General features: G+C 52.0%; 29 protein-coding genes and 2 tRNA genes. 21 read left to right on the top strand and 10 right to left on the bottom strand.

Annotation, left to right across the window (positions count from 1 at the left end; translation table 11 throughout):
• Positions 1 to 2: 2 nt before the first annotated feature.
• The 7 genes from ABIC80_RS19155 to ABIC80_RS19125 form a co-directional block, all read right to left on the bottom strand.
• Entirely contained in the window at positions 3 to 629 is a 627-nt protein-coding gene (locus tag ABIC80_RS19155; RefSeq protein ID WP_429178295.1) for an ERF family protein, read from the bottom strand.
• Positions 626 to 784: a hypothetical protein gene (locus tag ABIC80_RS19150; protein WP_429178293.1), complete on the bottom strand. Its 159-nt coding sequence runs from the start codon at positions 782 to 784 to the stop codon at positions 626 to 628. The genes ABIC80_RS19155 and ABIC80_RS19150 overlap by 4 nt, the downstream gene beginning before the upstream one ends.
• Complete coding sequence (locus ABIC80_RS19145) at positions 781 to 966, bottom strand: hypothetical protein (protein WP_429178291.1); 186 nt, start codon at positions 964 to 966, stop codon at positions 781 to 783. Before ABIC80_RS19145 ends, ABIC80_RS19150 begins: the two co-directional genes overlap by 4 nt.
• A 7-nt stretch (positions 967 to 973) precedes the next feature.
• A complete protein-coding gene (locus ABIC80_RS19140) occupies positions 974 to 1,978 on the bottom strand; it encodes a hypothetical protein (protein WP_429178289.1) in 1,005 nt (334 codons plus the stop codon).
• Positions 1,979 to 2,056: 78 nt separating this feature from the next.
• Positions 2,057 to 2,491: a zinc-finger-containing protein gene (locus tag ABIC80_RS19135; protein WP_429178287.1), complete on the bottom strand. Its 435-nt coding sequence runs from the start codon at positions 2,489 to 2,491 to the stop codon at positions 2,057 to 2,059.
• A gap of 7 nt (positions 2,492 to 2,498) precedes the next feature.
• Entirely contained in the window at positions 2,499 to 2,708 is a 210-nt protein-coding gene (locus ABIC80_RS19130) for a cell division protein FtsZ (RefSeq protein WP_054803801.1), read from the bottom strand.
• A complete protein-coding gene (locus tag ABIC80_RS19125) occupies positions 2,705 to 2,872 on the bottom strand; it encodes a hypothetical protein (protein ID WP_429178285.1) in 168 nt (55 codons plus the stop codon). The genes ABIC80_RS19130 and ABIC80_RS19125 overlap by 4 nt, the downstream gene beginning before the upstream one ends.
• 222 nt (positions 2,873 to 3,094) lie before the next feature.
• Here ABIC80_RS19125 and ABIC80_RS19120 point away from each other — a divergent pair, with 222 nt between their 5' ends.
• A complete protein-coding gene (locus tag ABIC80_RS19120) occupies positions 3,095 to 3,283 on the top strand; it encodes a hypothetical protein (protein WP_429178284.1) in 189 nt (62 codons plus the stop codon).
• A gap of 487 nt (positions 3,284 to 3,770) precedes the next feature.
• Here ABIC80_RS19120 and ABIC80_RS19115 read toward each other — a convergent pair whose 3' ends face one another.
• The gene (locus tag ABIC80_RS19115; RefSeq protein ID WP_429178282.1) at positions 3,771 to 4,460 is read right to left on the bottom strand and encodes a hypothetical protein; all 690 of its coding nucleotides are present in this window, start codon (positions 4,458 to 4,460) and stop codon (positions 3,771 to 3,773) included.
• Between the two features lie 14 nt (positions 4,461 to 4,474).
• Complete coding sequence (locus ABIC80_RS19110; protein WP_429178280.1) at positions 4,475 to 5,179, bottom strand: XRE family transcriptional regulator; 705 nt, start codon at positions 5,177 to 5,179, stop codon at positions 4,475 to 4,477.
• 111 nt (positions 5,180 to 5,290) lie between these two features.
• Between ABIC80_RS19110 and ABIC80_RS19105 the strand changes: the two genes are divergently transcribed.
• The 9 genes from ABIC80_RS19105 to ABIC80_RS19065 all read left to right on the top strand — a co-directional run bounded on the left by ABIC80_RS19105 (position 5,291) and on the right by ABIC80_RS19065 (position 10,080).
• Positions 5,291 to 5,509: a transcriptional regulator gene (locus ABIC80_RS19105; protein WP_429178278.1), complete on the top strand. Its 219-nt coding sequence runs from the start codon at positions 5,291 to 5,293 to the stop codon at positions 5,507 to 5,509.
• A 99-nt stretch (positions 5,510 to 5,608) separates the two neighbouring features.
• The gene (locus ABIC80_RS19100; RefSeq protein WP_054803813.1) at positions 5,609 to 5,830 is read left to right on the top strand and encodes a CII family transcriptional regulator; all 222 of its coding nucleotides are present in this window, start codon (positions 5,609 to 5,611) and stop codon (positions 5,828 to 5,830) included.
• An 85-nt stretch (positions 5,831 to 5,915) separates the two neighbouring features.
• Positions 5,916 to 6,734 carry a ParB/RepB/Spo0J family partition protein gene (locus ABIC80_RS19095; RefSeq protein ID WP_429178276.1) on the top strand — a complete coding sequence of 273 codons (819 nt, stop codon included), beginning with the start codon at positions 5,916 to 5,918 and terminating at the stop codon, positions 6,732 to 6,734.
• Positions 6,735 to 6,793: 59 nt separating this feature from the next.
• Positions 6,794 to 7,765 (top strand): replication protein, encoded by a 972-nt coding sequence (locus ABIC80_RS19090; RefSeq protein WP_429178370.1) that lies wholly within the window; start codon positions 6,794 to 6,796, stop codon positions 7,763 to 7,765.
• Complete coding sequence (locus tag ABIC80_RS19085) at positions 7,762 to 8,448, top strand: replication protein P (RefSeq protein ID WP_429178274.1); 687 nt, start codon at positions 7,762 to 7,764, stop codon at positions 8,446 to 8,448. Before ABIC80_RS19090 ends, ABIC80_RS19085 begins: the two co-directional genes overlap by 4 nt.
• 1 nt (position 8,449) lies before the next feature.
• Entirely contained in the window at positions 8,450 to 8,752 is a 303-nt protein-coding gene (locus tag ABIC80_RS19080) for a hypothetical protein (protein WP_429178272.1), read from the top strand.
• Positions 8,749 to 9,162, top strand: a complete 414-nt coding sequence (locus ABIC80_RS19075) for a hypothetical protein (protein WP_429178271.1) — start codon at positions 8,749 to 8,751, stop codon at positions 9,160 to 9,162. Before ABIC80_RS19080 ends, ABIC80_RS19075 begins: the two co-directional genes overlap by 4 nt.
• Positions 9,155 to 9,643 carry an ead/Ea22-like family protein gene (locus ABIC80_RS19070; protein WP_429178270.1) on the top strand — a complete coding sequence of 163 codons (489 nt, stop codon included), beginning with the start codon at positions 9,155 to 9,157 and terminating at the stop codon, positions 9,641 to 9,643. The genes ABIC80_RS19075 and ABIC80_RS19070 overlap by 8 nt, the downstream gene beginning before the upstream one ends.
• Before the next feature lie 2 nt (positions 9,644 to 9,645).
• The gene (locus ABIC80_RS19065) at positions 9,646 to 10,080 is read left to right on the top strand and encodes a hypothetical protein (protein ID WP_429178268.1); all 435 of its coding nucleotides are present in this window, start codon (positions 9,646 to 9,648) and stop codon (positions 10,078 to 10,080) included.
• Here ABIC80_RS19065 and ABIC80_RS19060 read toward each other — a convergent pair.
• The gene (locus ABIC80_RS19060; protein ID WP_429178266.1) at positions 10,077 to 10,523 is read right to left on the bottom strand and encodes a hypothetical protein; all 447 of its coding nucleotides are present in this window, start codon (positions 10,521 to 10,523) and stop codon (positions 10,077 to 10,079) included. The genes ABIC80_RS19065 and ABIC80_RS19060 overlap by 4 nt on opposite strands.
• A 359-nt stretch (positions 10,524 to 10,882) precedes the next feature.
• Here ABIC80_RS19060 and ABIC80_RS19055 point away from each other — a divergent pair, with 359 nt between their 5' ends.
• From ABIC80_RS19055 to ABIC80_RS19005, 11 genes are all read left to right on the top strand, one after another.
• Complete coding sequence (locus ABIC80_RS19055; RefSeq protein WP_429178264.1) at positions 10,883 to 11,338, top strand: YbcN family protein; 456 nt, start codon at positions 10,883 to 10,885, stop codon at positions 11,336 to 11,338.
• Entirely contained in the window at positions 11,338 to 11,505 is a 168-nt protein-coding gene (locus ABIC80_RS19050) for a NinE family protein (RefSeq protein ID WP_047740632.1), read from the top strand. Before ABIC80_RS19055 ends, ABIC80_RS19050 begins: the two co-directional genes overlap by 1 nt.
• Positions 11,498 to 12,136, top strand: coding sequence for a recombination protein NinG (locus ABIC80_RS19045; protein ID WP_429178262.1), 639 nt, complete (start codon positions 11,498 to 11,500; stop codon positions 12,134 to 12,136). The genes ABIC80_RS19050 and ABIC80_RS19045 overlap by 8 nt, the downstream gene beginning before the upstream one ends.
• A complete protein-coding gene (locus ABIC80_RS19040) occupies positions 12,133 to 12,516 on the top strand; it encodes a hypothetical protein (RefSeq protein WP_429178260.1) in 384 nt (127 codons plus the stop codon). The genes ABIC80_RS19045 and ABIC80_RS19040 overlap by 4 nt, the downstream gene beginning before the upstream one ends.
• Positions 12,513 to 12,629, top strand: a complete 117-nt coding sequence (locus ABIC80_RS19035) for a hypothetical protein (RefSeq protein WP_429178259.1) — start codon at positions 12,513 to 12,515, stop codon at positions 12,627 to 12,629. The genes ABIC80_RS19040 and ABIC80_RS19035 overlap by 4 nt, the downstream gene beginning before the upstream one ends.
• The gene (locus tag ABIC80_RS19030) at positions 12,626 to 13,315 is read left to right on the top strand and encodes a bacteriophage antitermination protein Q (protein ID WP_429178258.1); all 690 of its coding nucleotides are present in this window, start codon (positions 12,626 to 12,628) and stop codon (positions 13,313 to 13,315) included. The genes ABIC80_RS19035 and ABIC80_RS19030 overlap by 4 nt, the downstream gene beginning before the upstream one ends.
• Before the next feature lie 119 nt (positions 13,316 to 13,434).
• Positions 13,435 to 13,512: transfer RNA gene (locus ABIC80_RS19025), tRNA-Met, on the top strand.
• A gap of 3 nt (positions 13,513 to 13,515) precedes the next feature.
• A tRNA-Arg gene (locus tag ABIC80_RS19020) sits at positions 13,516 to 13,591 on the top strand.
• 194 nt (positions 13,592 to 13,785) lie between these two features.
• A complete protein-coding gene (locus tag ABIC80_RS19015; RefSeq protein WP_313355027.1) occupies positions 13,786 to 14,016 on the top strand; it encodes a class II holin family protein in 231 nt (76 codons plus the stop codon).
• 6 nt (positions 14,017 to 14,022) lie between these two features.
• Positions 14,023 to 14,520 carry a lysozyme gene (locus tag ABIC80_RS19010; RefSeq protein WP_313355025.1) on the top strand — a complete coding sequence of 166 codons (498 nt, stop codon included), beginning with the start codon at positions 14,023 to 14,025 and terminating at the stop codon, positions 14,518 to 14,520.
• Entirely contained in the window at positions 14,510 to 14,974 is a 465-nt protein-coding gene (locus ABIC80_RS19005; RefSeq protein WP_429178256.1) for a lysis protein, read from the top strand. Before ABIC80_RS19010 ends, ABIC80_RS19005 begins: the two co-directional genes overlap by 11 nt.
• The last annotated feature ends 193 nt before the right edge of the window (positions 14,975 to 15,167 follow it).

Below are 15,167 nucleotides of genomic sequence, written 5' to 3'. Positions count from 1 at the left end.
CGCTAAGCCGTCTTATTTATCAACTCTTTACCGCGTGTTTTGTAGGCTTCAGTGGCTCGCTCTTCATGATCCTTCGATCCACCAAATCTCGGCCACGCCTCTTTGTAGGCGACCTGAAGCTCACTCACTGACTGGCAAAGAGCGGCTTTATCGGCAAACTCACGCAGCGCTTCTTCTGCCGACTGTGGCGAGACTTCATGGACCTCGTTATCTGCGTCTACTGCTGTTTGTTCAGTAGGAATACAGAAGGTCTGGAATGCGGCATATTTGTAGGCGATCGACATCGCTTTATTGGTTGCCTTATCGCCGCTGTCCATTGCTTCGCCGTAGGTGATCACAGTGTGCAGGCTGCCATCTTCAGTACTCACAAAATCAAACTCAGCTCTGACGACAACATAAAACAACACGCCGCCGCGCTGTGTGGTGCGCTCGGTAACGGTGCGCTCAGTGATTCTCGGCAGTATCACCAGTCCGTGCTTTGCCAGCATCGGCGCCAGGGCGTTATACACCTGGTCAATTCCACGAAAGGCGAACTGCTGTTGCTGATTGACGCGATCCTTACTTATGCCGACAGTTGCCATTTCCTTGGCTACAGCACTGATGGCTGCATAAACTTTCTTTTCGCTCACTGGAAATCTCCTGAAAATTCCTGCCAGCTGATTGCCGGATTTTCGCGCTCAGCAGCAAGGTTAACGGGTGGCTCAGTGTCATCTGGTGGCGTTGCGATCACATCACGCATCAGGCGGGCAAAAGCCTCATCATCCCAACGTTCGACTGCGCTCATTTAGCCTGCTCCTTCATGGATATGCATTTGCGCTCGATAGCTGCGCTGCGGAGGTAGTAGGCAGCCTCGCGGCGCCAGCCGAGAAGACGCGATTCGCGGGCTTCGATAATCAGGGAGCGGTGACTTGCCAGCATCGTTGGCTTTGTTCTTGGCAGCCGGGGCTGCTGAATTGGATGTTTCACAGGCACCTCAGTAGTGAATTTTTGCGCGCGGTACCAGGCCGTCTTTCAGTGCCGTCAGCACTTCAATGGCCTGCTCGCGGGTGAGGGAGGTATTCGCCAGAAGGGCGGTGACAATTTCGGTACCGACAGTTTTGCGGTGCTTAACGTCGGCTTCGCGTTTCGCTGTTTCGTCTGCTTTGCGCTGCTCTTCAGCCAGGCGGGCAGCTTCTTTGGCTTCGGCCTCGCGCTTGATGCGATCGGCTTCTTCCTGTGATTTGCGCTGCTCGGCGGCGATAGCGGCCTGCTTTTCACGCTCAGCGCGCAGGCGTGCCTCTTCGGCTTCACGTTGCGCACGCTGTTCGGCTTCAATGCGCTGACGTTCGGCGGCTTCTGCGCGGGCTTTCACTTCAGCTTCGCGGCGGGCTGCTGCTTCAATCTCTGCACGATGGCGCTCTTCCGCTTCGCGCTGAGCCTTCTCGGCGGCTTCGCGTTTCAGCTGCTCATCACGTTCGCGCTGTGCCTGTTCAGCCTGGCGGCGCTGCTCTTCGCGTTCGCGGTCAAAAGCATCGTTCATGAGCAGTGCCATTTCATGGTCGGCAGCGATGCGCGCGGCGAGCTGGCGATCGAACTTGTCGTTCATCTCCAGCGCTTCGACGTGCAGCGCGTTCATGGCTTCCTCTGCCTTGATGCGCTCCTGCTCGGCTTCCCATTCGGTGAGTGGGCGGCGGGTCGCATCGCGCAGCTCGTCACAGGCATCAACGAAACGCTTTATCTCGGCCTCAGCGGGGCGCACAGCCTCTTTCAGCCGTTTCAGGTACTCACGCCCTGGCTTTTCAATCGCCGTCTTGCTGCGCGATACCTGCGCCGCCAGCGAGGCGACACGGTCACGGCCTTTTTTGGTGCTCAGGTCAGGCACTTCATTAACCGCCTGGCGAATCTGGTCGAGATAAGAATCAAGCCCGTTCGGGACATAAAGCGCCGGAGCCATGTCCGGTTTAATTTCGATAACAGCTAAATCCGTTACTTCGCTCATGGCATCTCCTGAAATTTGGTTGTGCATCGCCCGGCTGCGTGAAGCCAGCCAGTCGGTTGATAAAGGGGGATCAGTGGATCAGCGGTTGTGCCAGTCGTTACAAATATTCATTGCAGCGTGGCACTGGTCGACCGTAAACCATCCGAAGTGGCATTCATGGGTGGGTATTCCCATCTTTTCAGCCAGCCACTGATAAGCTTCGGTGCGAGTCATACCGCCAGACTTCCAGATCCGCTCGAAGGGTAGTTTGCAGTTTTTGCGGGCGTCGCGAGTTTGCTTATCTGCCAGGGTGCCGAGTGGTATAGCTGTGAAAGGGTGAAGCCCAACATAAGCACCGCAACATTCGCAGAGGTAGACATAAGGCCAGTCGCTAAAATCACGCCCATACAACTCTTGATGCGTGCCAATTCGCACATTGCCGCCACACAAGCGGCATGCCGAAGGCGCTGGCAATGGATTCTTTACTCTGGCAGTGGCCTTTCTGCTTGGGTTAGCGGGAGTTTTGATTTCCATATCTACCTCAGTGGATAAGCGGTTCACCGCGGCCATCGAGCAACACGTCGATAACGCAGTCGTTAATGCGGAGAACTTCAGCGTCGGTGTGCAGGTAAACCCAGCAGCGCTGATGAATGACGGCTGAAACTCGGTAGGTGCGGCCGCCGAAGATCGCCATCATGCCAGGCTTAAGACACTGGCGGATGAGTGGGGTAGTGCCGTAATGAGCGATCATCGCTTGACCCCCTCTACATGACCGAAGCCAGCAAGAATCATGTTTTCACGATTCATGGTGAAAGCGTTGCGCGGGCAGTCCACTTGTGACAGCCGCCAGGTATAACCGCAGCCAAGTTTGGTTACTGAGTACTGCTTGCCTTTGTGAGTGACAATTTGCTGCATAATTTCCTCCCGGACTTTCCCGGCGTCAGAGCTATTAACCTTTGCGCATAAAAAAAGGCGCTGGATGGGCGCCTGTGGTTGGCATAACTAAGCCGCCTCGGTGAAGCGACTGAGGTATGAAAAAGCTGCTGGTTAGACTGCTATTGGGTTGTTTACATAATGCTTTGTGCTATGAAAGGATTGACTTAGACTAAAGTTCCAACTCTTGAAAAAGGCATTCAAATGATTAAATTCACTGGAAAAGAAGCTGCTCTCGCATACATGACTGCAAATGGGGAAGGGTTAAGTCCTGAAAAATTTTTTAGCCGACTTGCTGAATTGGAAACGAAATTCACTAGCATGATTGTTGAAGCTGATAAAAATGCTCAGCAAGAGAGTATGGATAAGATAACTAAAAGTTTGATTTCTTAATTATATCTAAGAATTGATAAGGGCTGCGGTTCTGGCCTAGCCCTTAACTTTCTAAAAAAACTAAAAAAAATAGATAGATAAATTTACCCCGATGTTCAGGGCGACTGAGCAACCAACCATCACCGAACCGGATTCCTCTGCGTGTGCTATACCCGCCGCGCGTTACACACCTGCCTCAATCCTATTGGGCGCTCTGTTCTATTTGCCAGGAGCGATCCGGGTGATTCGTTGCTTATCTGATTTGTTAAAGAAGCAGGCTGACTCATGTCTGCCGCGGCTTAACTTCCGGTGGCCGCATCGCTGTGTTGTCGCGATGGGTTGAATATAACCTTAGTTATGAGTGCTGGCAATAACTTAATTTATAGTTATCATTATATAAGTTATAATTCGCTGATAACTAAATGAATTTATTTTTGTAAAAAATTTGTCGGGGGGATTTTTGGCAATAAAAAACCCCGCATTGCGGGGCTTTCAATCAAGGCTGGGTTTAGAAATAACCGCTGTCTTTGCAGACGGATAGCGTTGACAAGGTCTCGGCATCATCTCCGCCCATACCTATAAAGCCAGCGTGAGGTTTGCCATTATTGATAAGCATGACCATGAAAGGAGTGTTTCCAGCATAACCGCCGTATGAGTTTTTGGAGTTAACTAAGCCGCAGTATGCGCCTTTTCCGTTGCTCACAAACTTAGAGTGCTTGAATCTGGCGCTTTCTGGATCCTTTAATTGGTCTTTCACTGCTGCCTCAATAGCATTTATCTCCTGCTTCGTGAGAGATCTATATTTCCAGGCAGTTGCCGATTTCTCGTTATCTGAAGTGTTGAGCGTTGGACTTACATCAATACAGTTAGCCCATTGCTCAGTGATTCGAGCAATTCGGTCAGAGATAGCGAAATCAGTTTTAGAAAGGCTTGCTGCGAACACTTTTGTCTTATCATCAAGAAAAAGCATTCCGTTTTTTTGTTCATTGATTATTGGCGAAATGATCACACCACCAGTTGGACGTGTGGCTTTAAATGATTTGCCATCAAATTCAACAGTACCTTTTCCGCCAGGAATCATTGGAGCATTAGCTCCCTTGCTTATGTCGGACTTGGCATAATCGCAACTCAGAGTGCTAGAGCCGATTGCGTTCGTTGTTAAAGCCAGTAAAGATAATGCTATCAGTTGTAATTTCATCCCTGCCCCCTGAATTACCAGATAGTAGATGTCCAGAACATGCGCCCGAGAATCTCTACGCTTTCAATATCAGCCTCTTCATCAGGGTACTCTTCACTGTTGAAGCTGCGTATTACTATGCGAGTAGGACTCACACGATAAATGGATTTTAGCCTTTTCCATCCGTCCTGGCTGATTGCGTAAACTTTGCCATCAACGATTTTTTTATCGTTCGTGTTAATAGCGACCGTTGTACCCTCTGGGATCATCGGCTCCATGCTATTTCCTGATGCCGGGAAGCACAACACGCTATCTTTCTGAGCCCCAACTTTACGCAAGGTAGACTTCGCAAAACGAAGTTTGAAACCGTTGTAGTCATCCTCAATGCACGATCCATCACCGCAGGCAAGTTCTATGTCTTTCAGATATGGCACTTCGACCTCGTCATCTGGCAGGTCTGTTTTGCTATCCCAAGCATCAATTTTACCCCATTCCGATTCAGGCGGGACAGCAGCGTCCTTCCGTCCTTCACCCTGCATTGGGCCGATGCCGGAACTTAGCCATTCAGGACGCACATTCAATGCATGAGCAAGCTCAACCATCTTACGGCTGCCTGTTGTTTTGCCTGATGTCATTTTCTGAATTGCAGGTTGCGAAATACCTACCTTCTCAGCCAGCTGCCCTTGGGATATGCCTGCGGCGCTCATAGCCGCGTTAAGTCGATCTGCGAATGTTTTCATAGCGACAATATATAACTCAGGTTATGCAGAGTAAAATAACAAAGGTTATGGACAATGGTCATAACTTGAGTTATCTTTTTCATTAAGCCAGTAATCGGATAGGTAAAATCCATGAACAAAGTTATTCAACGAGCTTTAAACATCGTTGGCAGCCAAAGGCGACTTGCAGACATTTGTGGTGTCAGCCAGCCAGCAGTACACAAATGGCTGAATGGCGGTTCTGTTTCACCAGAAAAGGTGAGTGCAATCGTCAATGCCACGGGCGGGGAGATTAAGGCGCACGAAATCAGGCCGGACCTCCCAGAGTTGTTCCCACACCCAAATTCTTAATTTGGCTGTCTGGCACCGCCGCTCTTTAACAATCAAAACTCAAATTTAAACCGGCTGATTCTTCAGCCGAATCAACTAATCACAAAGGAAGTATCGCAAATGGAAAGTTCAACAACACGCAACAAAGCGGAGGCGCGGCGGATAGAGAGCTGGTTACACAGCCAGATCGCAGAACTGGGCGCGACTCGCATCGCAGAGCTGCTTGGCGTCAACAAATCGACCGTGAGTCGGTGGCGGGAGAACCTGGTGCCGAACATGTCGCTTCTGCTGGCAATCCTGATTTCTAACCGTGAAGGGGTGAAAGGGGACTTCGAGGCATGAGAGTTACAAAAATGGCGAAAGCCGCGGTGCGCTAACACCAACGGCCTTCTAAGCGAATTAACTGGATCAATTCACAGGAATAATTATGAGTTCACTATCCCAGCTTTACAAGCAAAAAGACAAGAACGGCACAGAGACTACGGTCAAAAAGACCTTTCTTGTTCCACTTTCAGAAATCTACGTCGAGCCGGGCTTTAACGTCCGCGAAATCGACGAGCAGCACGTCGAAGAGTTCCGCGATGCGTTTATCGCTGGTGAGTTTGTGCCGCCGCTGGCCGTTCAGGTGACAGAGCAGGGCGTAAAAATCATCGACGGTCACCACCGCTACTACGGCGCGCTGGCAGCCACTGCCGCCGGTACTGAAGTCCTGCGCATCGAGTGCAAAGACTTTGTCGGGTCAGAAGCTGATCGCATCGCCTTCATGATCACCAGCAGCCAGGGAAAAGCGCTGTCTCCGCTGGAGCGCGCGGCAGCATATCAGCGACTGGTGAATCAGGGCCGCACGCCGAATGAAATCGCAAAGATGGTCAAGCGCTCTGTCGGCGATATCGATCACCACCTCCAGCTGCTGTCGTGCGGCGATGAGCTAATCGACATGGTGAAGTCCGGTGATGTCTCGGCTACCACGGCCGTTGCGCTGACCCGCGAGCACGGCGCTCAGGCGGCAACAGTGGCAACCCGCCAGTTGGACAAGGCCAAAGCCGCCGGTAAGAACAAGCTCACCCGTAGCGCTGCCATTCCTCAGCTATCCCCGGCGCGCGCCCGTCGTCTCGCCGAGCTTCTGGCAGATGCAGAAATCGAAAATAACCGCCTCACAGTGCCCGCTACGGCTCTCGAAGAGGTTATGGCAATCATCGGTGAGCAAAAAGCTCTGCTGCGTGACAGCGGCTGGGAGGAAGCGTGAACACTGCAAAAATTCTCAACTTCCCCGGTAATGATCCGGGGCAACTCAGGAGCAACCGGATGGAGAACCAGAGAACCGGTTTCATCCCGTTGTACCGGAGTGTGCTTAAGCAATCCTGGTCGAAGGACGTATTCCTGCGCACGTTGTGGGAAAACCTGCTGTTGTCTGCCGCCCGTCAGCCTTACACAGCAAACTTCAAGGGTCGCCAATGGCCGCTGCTAACCGGACAACTGGTAACTACCTCAGCCGACCTCGGGCTGAATTTATGCGACAGGGAAGGGAAGCCATGCAGTCGTCACACCGTAGACAGGATGCTGGATGTTTTCGAGCGCGAAGGGATGATTTCTCGCTCAGGAGAAAAGAGAAAAGGCTCTGTGATAACCATCACAAATTATGCTGAATATGCTCAAAAAATGGACGATTCACCCGCGCATTACCCCGCGCAAATCTCCGCGCTTAATGCCGAGCATGGCGAAGCCAGTAATGGCGCGGCTTCCGGTTGTGGTGCCGCGCATAAGGCCGAGCATTTAGCCGAGCGTTTCCCCGAGAATCATGAACAACAAAGTAATAACAACAATAAAAACATTAAAAGATCTTCGTCGAAGAATTCTCGCGAATTCACCGACGACCGTCTGAATAAATTTTTATCTGCTCATCCCGAAGCGGTGATTTACACACCGACAGGTGCCAAGTGGGGAACCGCTGACGACCTGAGAGCCGCAGAGTGGATCGCCATTCGCGTGAAGAAAATAAACCCGACCTGCAAAGAGCCTGACCTGAAAGCCTGGGCAAATGACGTTCGCCTGACTAACCAGATTGACGGGCGGACACACCGTGAGTTTTGCGACCTGTACGACTGGGCCAGCAAGCACCACTTCTGGCAGACCAATATTCTCTGTCCGTCCAGCCTGCGCAAGCAGTGGGACAAGTTGACGATGCAGCGCGCTGCATCAGGAACTGAGGTTTCCACCGCTGGTAAACCGAAAGTTGACCTGAACAACACTGACTGGATTCACGGGGTAAAACTATGAAAAGCCTTGCTGAGCAGATGCACAACTTTGACCGCGAGCAGATGCGCCGCTTCGCGCACAACCTGCCTGAACAGTACCAGGAAGAGTCACCTACTGAGCAGGTAGCACAGATCATTAACGGAGTTTTCACACAGCTCCTCGCGGCATTCCCCGCGGCCATGGCTGGCCGTAGCCAGGATGAGTTTGATGAGATACGCCGTCAGTGGGTTAAAGCGTTTGCCGAGAATGGAATAACAGACATGGAAACTGTTGATCGGGGTATGCGAGTTGCCCGCCGTCAGGCAAAACCATTCCTCCCGTCGCCAGGGCAATTCGTCGCCTGGTGCAAGGAAGAGGCGCAGGCGTTCGGAATCACCGCTGACGACGTGATGACCGAGTTCTGGAAGTGGAGAAAGATGGTTTTCCAGTACCCGAGCAGTGAGCAGTACCCATGGCCGCAGCCGGTTCTTTATCACATCTGCCTGGAGCTGCGACGCCGCAGTACTGACGGCCAGTTAAGCCAGAAAGAGTTGCAGAACGCCGCTGCTGATGTACTGGTCTACTGGGAGAAACGCGCCGCTGAAGGGCATCCGGTGCCACCTGTACGCCGCGCCCTGCAGGCGCCGAAGGCAGAGCACGGGCCAACTCCCGCGCAGTTACTCAAAGCCCGCTACGAACGCATGAAGAACGACGGGAAGGTGTGAGATGACAGGCAGAGAAGCAATTGAGCAGTACATGGAGCAATACGGTTTTTTCACCTGCGAACTGGTGGCGGATGCGTATGGGCTCAAGCGTTCAGTGATCAACGGCGCTTCACACAAGATGCGGCAGAACGGTGAAATAGCTCTCGACCGCCGGGTGTGGCGCACTCACTTCTATGTACCGGTTCATCAGGATGATGACGAGAAATCGGTTAGCCGTACCGGTACCAACACCGTATTCGAAGAGTGCCGCCGTAACTGGCAAGGCTATTACATTCACAAAATTTTCGGGAGTGCGCGGGCATGAAAAAACCAACGATCGAAGAGTTAGAAGCGCAGGTTAAGCAGCTGGCTGCGGAGCGCGATGCTGTGGTGGCGGAGAATGCGGCGTTGAAAGTAGCAATACCTCCATTGCGGATGATTAATGATGTAACCGAATCATGGGATGACGTATCGCTTGCTGAGGAAGTCGGGTTCAACCATGCGATACACACAATCATGAAAAACATTCCAGAAACCCCCGCCACCGACGCCATCCTCGCCTCCCTGCGCGCAGAAGGGGTTCAAATATATGCAGAAAAAGTGTTAGCAGAAAACATGATGCTCGCAAAAAAGGCCGGCATGGAAACCACTTCAGCTGTATTCGCACACCTCAAGCATGAGGCTGAATCCTTCGCCGCCCAGCTCCGCAGCAAATCGGAGGTGCAGAATGACTAACAACGACGAGCTGGCGCTGAATCTTAAATCAGCGGCTGAGATGGCTACTCCGGGAGAGTGGGAGCGTGGCGACGGTAAGCATGGCGGTGAATTACTGGTGTACTGTGACGATGCGCTAGGCTCGGCAGTGTGTGAGGCTACAAGCACGTATAACTCCATACCGAAATTGCAGCGCATCAGCAATCTCACTTTCATCGCCACGGCAAACCCATCAAACATCCTCGCCCTGCTGGCAGAGCGTGACGCCGACAAGAAGCGGATCGCTGAGCTGGAAGCGCTTACCGCAGAGCAAGACAAGCGGCTGATAGCCTACGCCGCTATTGCTACGAAAAACGCCTCAGAAGCGCGGACGGTGAGCGTTAAGTTGAATAGTCCGGGCATCATCAAATCGCCAATGGGAATTCAATTTGAAGTATGGGAAAGAGTAGAAGTTGAATCTGCAATCGGCGCCGCTGGCATCAAACTGGAAGTGGGGGAGTAATTATGTTGTTGAATGAAGCAATCGAAAAAATTACTGAAACGATAGACGATGCTGAGAAACTCTATGGAGAGAGATGGGATTCTGCCTTGGTGGGAGGGGATTCGTACCATCACGCCATAACATCCGAGCAAACTCAGGACGTTGTCGTTAGAGCTGCTGACGACTCCCTAAATTCTTCCTGGTTATGCGACTACCTTGAAGCGGTTTCACCAGGGAATGTGCGCTTATTGCTGGCGAGGATTAAAGAGTTAGAACAGCGGGAAATGGCTTGCAGTTCCTTTCATGCAGCAGGATGCGAGCCAGTGGCGTGGCGGTGGCGCTGGTCTGACGACGAGGATGGATGTTGGCGATACACGGAACAGCAACGCGAAAATCGCGGCAGTGTAACAGCACAGCCGCTTTACACCGCACTTAAGCAGAATAGTACCGATAGTTAGGTTTTATTTTGATTGTTGTAAGTAACAATTATCCCCAACTCTTTACCTATGGCATTGAGAGAATTGTAAACAGTGCTGTAGGAACTTGTGGGGATTTTATTACTTGCCTGTTCCAAAATACTCGCTATAAGGTTCAGGTTTCGCGATGCCTCAAGTACTTTTTTATGCTGAGGAAGTATACGTAATTTAGCGAAAAATCCGTAAAATGGTACGGCGTTAGACTCTGCAAGAAGTAGGGCTGAAGCATGTTTTATCTCGTTAACTGCATCACTGCCAGCAGTTAAGTTAATAATTTTGCTTTGCTCCCGCAGAAGAATTGCTGAGACCATCCCTAAATGCTTTTTGAAGGAAAGGTAAGGATCCAGTACGCCTTTTACCAAAATGTGACCCGTCACAAAGACAAAAACACCAGTAATGATAGTGGTAAATATCATGCTGCTCATAATTCATCTGGCTCATTAGTTTTTTGTGTCGACATTTTAATCCAAAAAATGACCGGCAGGCGAGATTAATAATCAACCTTTACATGAGTCCTGATCGTTATTAAATCAGGTGTAAAGAATACCGATAACTGGCTGAGTAAGCACCCCAAAAAAACAAGCTTTGCGTATGGTCTTATTCGCACATTGATATTCCATTATCAACCCGCCATAATATCAATGCCGCCGGATTGAGCCCTGGCGGTACCTTTGCGCTAAACGGGGACGTTTATGCGCACACACAACGAGCAAATCACCTTGTCACAGATGCAGAAATGCACCTGCGATTTTCTGCATTCTGCGGTTTCCGTTAAGGAGGCCGTATGAACCTGCCAGCAGACGGCATCAAACTTCATCGTGGCAACTTCGCCTCCATCGGTCAGCAGATTCAGCCACTGCTTGATGCAGGCCAGTGCTTCCGCCTTCAGGTCAAACCGTGGCGCGAGAAGCGCAGCCTCTCTCAAAATAGCATTTCACATTTATGGTATGCCGAAATAAGCGCATATCTCATTACACGCGGCAAAGCGTTTGCCACCCCCCAGTGGGTTAAGGACGCGATGAAGCACACCTATCTCGGATATGAGAGCAAAGACCGGGTGGACGTCGTATCCGGCGAGGTGACTTCAGTTCAGTCCCTTCGTCATACCTCCGATCTAGAAACTGGTGAGATGTATATCTTCCTGTGCAAAGTTGAAGCTTGGGCGATGAACATCGGCTGCCACCTGACCATCCCGCAGAGTTGCGAGTTCCAGCAGCTGCGCGATAAGCAGGAGGCGTGATGCACAGTCCCCTCGCTAAAGTCATTGAGCGCGCAATCTTCCGCATGCCCGCGCGCCGCCGCAAGGCCGCTCCTGCACCTTCCGAAATACCAACCCTTAAGGGCTACACCGCCCGTCTTGTCGATCAGAAATGGCTGCGCCTGGCAGCGAGGAGAAAACATGCATAAGTTACCTCGCCGCAAGTGCAAGGTTTGCAACGAATGGTTCTTTCCGGCCTACGCCAATATCCGCTGGTGCTGCCCGGAGCATGGCGCAATCTACGCTATGGAGCTGCGAGCCAAAGAGAAGGTGAAAGTCGAGGCGAAGCGCATCAAGGCTAAACACGAAGCTGATAAAGCTGATCGCAAACGCCAACAAGCAAAGCGCGAGTCTTTCAAGACTAAAGCTCAGTGGGATAAAGAGGCTCAATCAGCCTTTAACCGCTACATCCGGATCCGTGATGAAGGCAAGCCATGCGTCAGTTGTGGCAATCCACTTGTCGGCAAAAGCAACTACCTCACTGGAAGCGCCATTGACGCCAGCCATTACCGCTCCCGCGGCGCTGCCTCACACCTCAAATTCAACGTTTTCAACGTCCACTCTGCTTGTACCCGCTGTAATAGGCAGTTGAGCGGTAACGCTGTCGAGTACCGGATACGCCTGATTGAGCGCATCGGCCTGGACCGTGTCGAGCGAATTGAATCCGACAATGAACCCCGCCGGTTCGATATCCCATACCTGCAGCGCATCAAATCCATTTTCACACGCAAAGCCCGCCAGCTTGAAAAACGTCGTGCCGGTAAACAGGAGGCAGCATGAGTACAGATACCGAAATTGAACTGGGCAAGGTTGTCGCATTCCCGACGAAGAATAACGACCCGCAGGATGGGCTGGTTATTCAGCGGGAAGGACGGAAGGTAATGTGCATGCACTCCACTGTTTGGGTGAACGAAAAGGACAGAACACTACGTTGCCGGAAGTGCGAAACGTTGATCGAACCTTTTGACTTCTTGATGACGCTCTGCGACCAGGAGTCTCGCTACATGGAGAACGTGAAATATCTCCGCCGGGAAGAAAAGCAGCGCCGTCAGAATATCGAGAAGCTCATTCAGATAGAGAAGAACGCCAAGTCCCGCATTCGCCGCGCCGGGGATAAGTCTCCGCTCCCTCTCTGGCAGAACGAGAGGGTTGACGAATGACAAGTGACCAGATTATGCGGTACCAGGCAGAAAGCGTTAAGCGCGCCAGCATGCCGCCAGTAGCAAAGCACAGCCAGACCAACACCAACCAGCCACAGAAGGAAGCCGCATGAACAGTCAGCAACTGGAATACGTCCGTCAGCAGCTCATTGTGGCGACCGCAGATCTGAGCGGGGCGACAAAAGGGCAGCTGGTAGCGTTTGTCGAGAACGCGCAATTCACAGCGACGGCGCGCAGCCGTGGGCGTAAGAAAATCACCGACCCGGCAACCGGACGCATGGTTAACCCGTCCAGCCCGCCAATCCCCGGCCAGCAGTCCCGCGCTAAAGGTTCGTCTATCGCCCTGGTCAGCCCGGTTGAGTTCGGAACCGCATCATGGCGGCGCGCGCTCATGTCGCTCGACGAGCATCAGATGGCCTGGCTGATGTGGAGCTACAGCGAAAACCTCCGTTTCGAATACCAGGTGGCGATCACTCAGTGGGCATGGGATGAGTTCAAAGCGCAGCTGGGTGCGCGCAAGGTTGCTGGCAAGACGATTAAACGGCTGCAGGCACTTATTTGGCTGGCGGCGCAGGATGTTAAGGCAGAGCTGGCAGGGCGTGACGTTTATCAGCAGCAAGACCTGGCCGCGCTTTGTGGCGTTAAGCCGGACAACTGGAGCCACAACTATGCTGATTACTGGCGCGCCATGTGCACCATATTTAAGCGCCTTGACGGCGATTCTCTGTTGAATACTGTGAGAACACGATCACAACAAAAGGCGACTTTTTCGCAGCAAGGTATTGCAAAAGTCAATTAATTAGGCCATATTTGAGTCTACTTTGATATGCTGCCAAAAATATATCGGCGGCAAGAAGAGATAGACCAACATTAAGCACAAAAGAAGCCTCAGCATCCCGCTGGGGCTTTTTCGTTTCAGGGCCGGAAGCTCATTTGGTATGAGCGGTCCCCTCATAAGGGAAGGGTAGACAGGTTCGAATCCTTCACGGCCCACCAAATTTGCCTGTAGCTCAGAGGAAAGAGCAACCGCCTTCTAAGCGGTTGGTCGCTGGTTCGAATCCAGCCAGGCGAGCCAAACCCAGCCAGGGTATCTTCGGACACAGATCCGACATTGCCACACCCTCATATTCCCGCCTTGTGCGGGTTTTTTATTATCAGGCTCCGGGAATCAACTTCAGATGGCTTCGTTGTTAAATGCAGCCCGAGAGCCTGACCCTTTTACTTACGCACAGCACCCCGACTTAATCGGAGGTGAGAGAAATGTCTTCTATGAGCAAGCTCGTAACCGGTGTTGCCCTCGGCACCTCAGGAGGAACCATCCTGAACGGCGTCCTCACAAAGCTGAGCCCTGACGAATGGAGCGCCATCGGCGTGCTTGCCGGTATTGTCGGCATCGTCGTGACCGGGCTTATTAACTGGTACTTCAAGCGCAAGGTCGCTAACGCACAGGTTAAGGCGCTGGAGAAATATGGCCCTGCTGTGAAAGTGGGAGATGATTAAATGCCTATGAGCAGCAGTATGCGCAATAAATTAATAGGCGCAGCAGGCGGGGGTGCCATGCTGATTGCCACTATTTTTCTCGGCGGTAAAGACGGTGTTGAAGGCCGGAAATATGAAGCCTACAAAGACGTCGCCGGAGTGTGGACGGTGTGCGACGGTCATACCGGCAGCGACATAATACGGGGCAAGACATACACCGACCGAGAATGCGATCGCCTGCTGTGGAAAGACCTGCAGCCAGCGAAACGCACTGTCGACAGCCTGGTTAAAGTTCCCTTGAGCGAGTACCAGCGCGCCGCGCTTTACAGCTTCGTCTTTAACGTCGGTTCGGATTCCTTTTCCAAATCAACTCTGCTCCGCAAGCTGAACCGCGGGGATCAAGAAGGCGCGTGCGAAGAAATGCGCCGCTGGGTTTACGCTGGCGGGATGAAGTGGAAAGGATTGCAGAACCGGCGAGAGATGGAACGCTCTATGTGCCTGGCGGAAAGCGAAGATGATATCTAACTGGAAAGCTATCGCTGCTCTGCTCCTGCTCGCCAGCGTTCTGTCTCTCGCCTGGGCAGTTAATCATTACCACGACAACGCCATCACCTACAAAGACCAGCGCGATAAAGCCGCTCACAGCCTGAAGCTGGCTAACGACACAATAGCCGACATGCAGACCCGCCAGCGTGATGTTGCTGCACTTGATGCCAAATACACCGGAGAACTGGCGGATGCTAAAGCCACTATCGATCAGCTTGAACGCGATGTTGCTACTGGCAAGCGTCGGTTGCAGCTCAACGCCAGATGTCCAGCGACAGGAACGCCCGGCACCGGCGGCATGGGCGATGCTTCCGGCCCCCGACTTACAGACTCCGCTCAACGGGATTATTTCACCCTCAGAGAGCGAATCGAAACAGTGACCAAACAGGTTGGTTATCTGCAGGAATATATCAAAACCCAGTGCCTGAATTAATTGGTGGAAATATTTATGCCAGTAAATTATTTGCAACTTCAAAAAGAAGCCCGCGCTAATCGAGTTAGGCGCGCGTTGGGGCGAGTAACTAACCCCTTAGCTCGTGAAAGGATTATCCGTAGTAAGTGGGCGATGAAATGATTTGTGTAACCCCGTAACGATGGTGATCACATCTTAATGGCTGTGACGACAG

The organism is Kosakonia sp. 1610, from assembly GCF_050435845.1.
Taxonomy (GTDB): domain Bacteria; phylum Pseudomonadota; class Gammaproteobacteria; order Enterobacterales; family Enterobacteriaceae; genus Kosakonia; species Kosakonia cowanii.
Note: the sequence above shows the minus strand (reverse complement) of the source record. Positions and strands in the feature narration are given on the sequence as shown.

Bases quoted from the DNA above. Each gene is read 5' to 3' on its own strand.
- ABIC80_RS19030 (WP_429178258.1), top strand. From the start codon at position 12,626: ATGAACAGTCAGCAACTGGAATACGTCCGTCAGCAGCTCATTGTGGCG.
- ABIC80_RS19090 (WP_429178370.1), top strand. From the start codon at position 6,794: ATGGAGAACCAGAGAACCGGTTTCATCCCGTTGTACCGGAGTGTGCTT.
- ABIC80_RS19095 (WP_429178276.1), top strand. From the start codon at position 5,916: ATGAGTTCACTATCCCAGCTTTACAAGCAAAAAGACAAGAACGGCACA.
- ABIC80_RS19130 (WP_054803801.1), bottom strand. From the start codon at position 2,708: ATGATCGCTCATTACGGCACTACCCCACTCATCCGCCAGTGTCTTAAG.
- ABIC80_RS19070 (WP_429178270.1), top strand. From the start codon at position 9,155: ATGACTAACAACGACGAGCTGGCGCTGAATCTTAAATCAGCGGCTGAG.
- ABIC80_RS19005 (WP_429178256.1), top strand. From the start codon at position 14,510: ATGATATCTAACTGGAAAGCTATCGCTGCTCTGCTCCTGCTCGCCAGC.
- ABIC80_RS19110 (WP_429178280.1), bottom strand. From the start codon at position 5,179: ATGAAAACATTCGCAGATCGACTTAACGCGGCTATGAGCGCCGCAGGC.
- ABIC80_RS19035 (WP_429178259.1), top strand. From the start codon at position 12,513: ATGACAAGTGACCAGATTATGCGGTACCAGGCAGAAAGCGTTAAGCGC.
- ABIC80_RS19045 (WP_429178262.1), top strand. From the start codon at position 11,498: ATGCATAAGTTACCTCGCCGCAAGTGCAAGGTTTGCAACGAATGGTTC.
- ABIC80_RS19085 (WP_429178274.1), top strand. From the start codon at position 7,762: ATGAAAAGCCTTGCTGAGCAGATGCACAACTTTGACCGCGAGCAGATG.
- ABIC80_RS19140 (WP_429178289.1), bottom strand. From the start codon at position 1,978: ATGAGCGAAGTAACGGATTTAGCTGTTATCGAAATTAAACCGGACATG.
- ABIC80_RS19125 (WP_429178285.1), bottom strand. From the start codon at position 2,872: ATGCAGCAAATTGTCACTCACAAAGGCAAGCAGTACTCAGTAACCAAA.
- ABIC80_RS19150 (WP_429178293.1), bottom strand. From the start codon at position 784: ATGAGCGCAGTCGAACGTTGGGATGATGAGGCTTTTGCCCGCCTGATG.
- ABIC80_RS19015 (WP_313355027.1), top strand. From the start codon at position 13,786: ATGAGCAAGCTCGTAACCGGTGTTGCCCTCGGCACCTCAGGAGGAACC.
- ABIC80_RS19060 (WP_429178266.1), bottom strand. From the start codon at position 10,523: ATGAGCAGCATGATATTTACCACTATCATTACTGGTGTTTTTGTCTTT.
- ABIC80_RS19050 (WP_047740632.1), top strand. From the start codon at position 11,338: ATGCACAGTCCCCTCGCTAAAGTCATTGAGCGCGCAATCTTCCGCATG.
- ABIC80_RS19010 (WP_313355025.1), top strand. From the start codon at position 14,023: ATGAGCAGCAGTATGCGCAATAAATTAATAGGCGCAGCAGGCGGGGGT.
- ABIC80_RS19135 (WP_429178287.1), bottom strand. From the start codon at position 2,491: ATGGAAATCAAAACTCCCGCTAACCCAAGCAGAAAGGCCACTGCCAGA.
- ABIC80_RS19105 (WP_429178278.1), top strand. From the start codon at position 5,291: ATGAACAAAGTTATTCAACGAGCTTTAAACATCGTTGGCAGCCAAAGG.
- ABIC80_RS19040 (WP_429178260.1), top strand. From the start codon at position 12,133: ATGAGTACAGATACCGAAATTGAACTGGGCAAGGTTGTCGCATTCCCG.
- ABIC80_RS19120 (WP_429178284.1), top strand. From the start codon at position 3,095: ATGATTAAATTCACTGGAAAAGAAGCTGCTCTCGCATACATGACTGCA.
- ABIC80_RS19075 (WP_429178271.1), top strand. From the start codon at position 8,749: ATGAAAAAACCAACGATCGAAGAGTTAGAAGCGCAGGTTAAGCAGCTG.
- ABIC80_RS19100 (WP_054803813.1), top strand. From the start codon at position 5,609: ATGGAAAGTTCAACAACACGCAACAAAGCGGAGGCGCGGCGGATAGAG.
- ABIC80_RS19055 (WP_429178264.1), top strand. From the start codon at position 10,883: ATGAACCTGCCAGCAGACGGCATCAAACTTCATCGTGGCAACTTCGCC.
- ABIC80_RS19080 (WP_429178272.1), top strand. From the start codon at position 8,450: ATGACAGGCAGAGAAGCAATTGAGCAGTACATGGAGCAATACGGTTTT.
- ABIC80_RS19115 (WP_429178282.1), bottom strand. From the start codon at position 4,460: ATGAAATTACAACTGATAGCATTATCTTTACTGGCTTTAACAACGAAC.
- ABIC80_RS19065 (WP_429178268.1), top strand. From the start codon at position 9,646: ATGTTGTTGAATGAAGCAATCGAAAAAATTACTGAAACGATAGACGAT.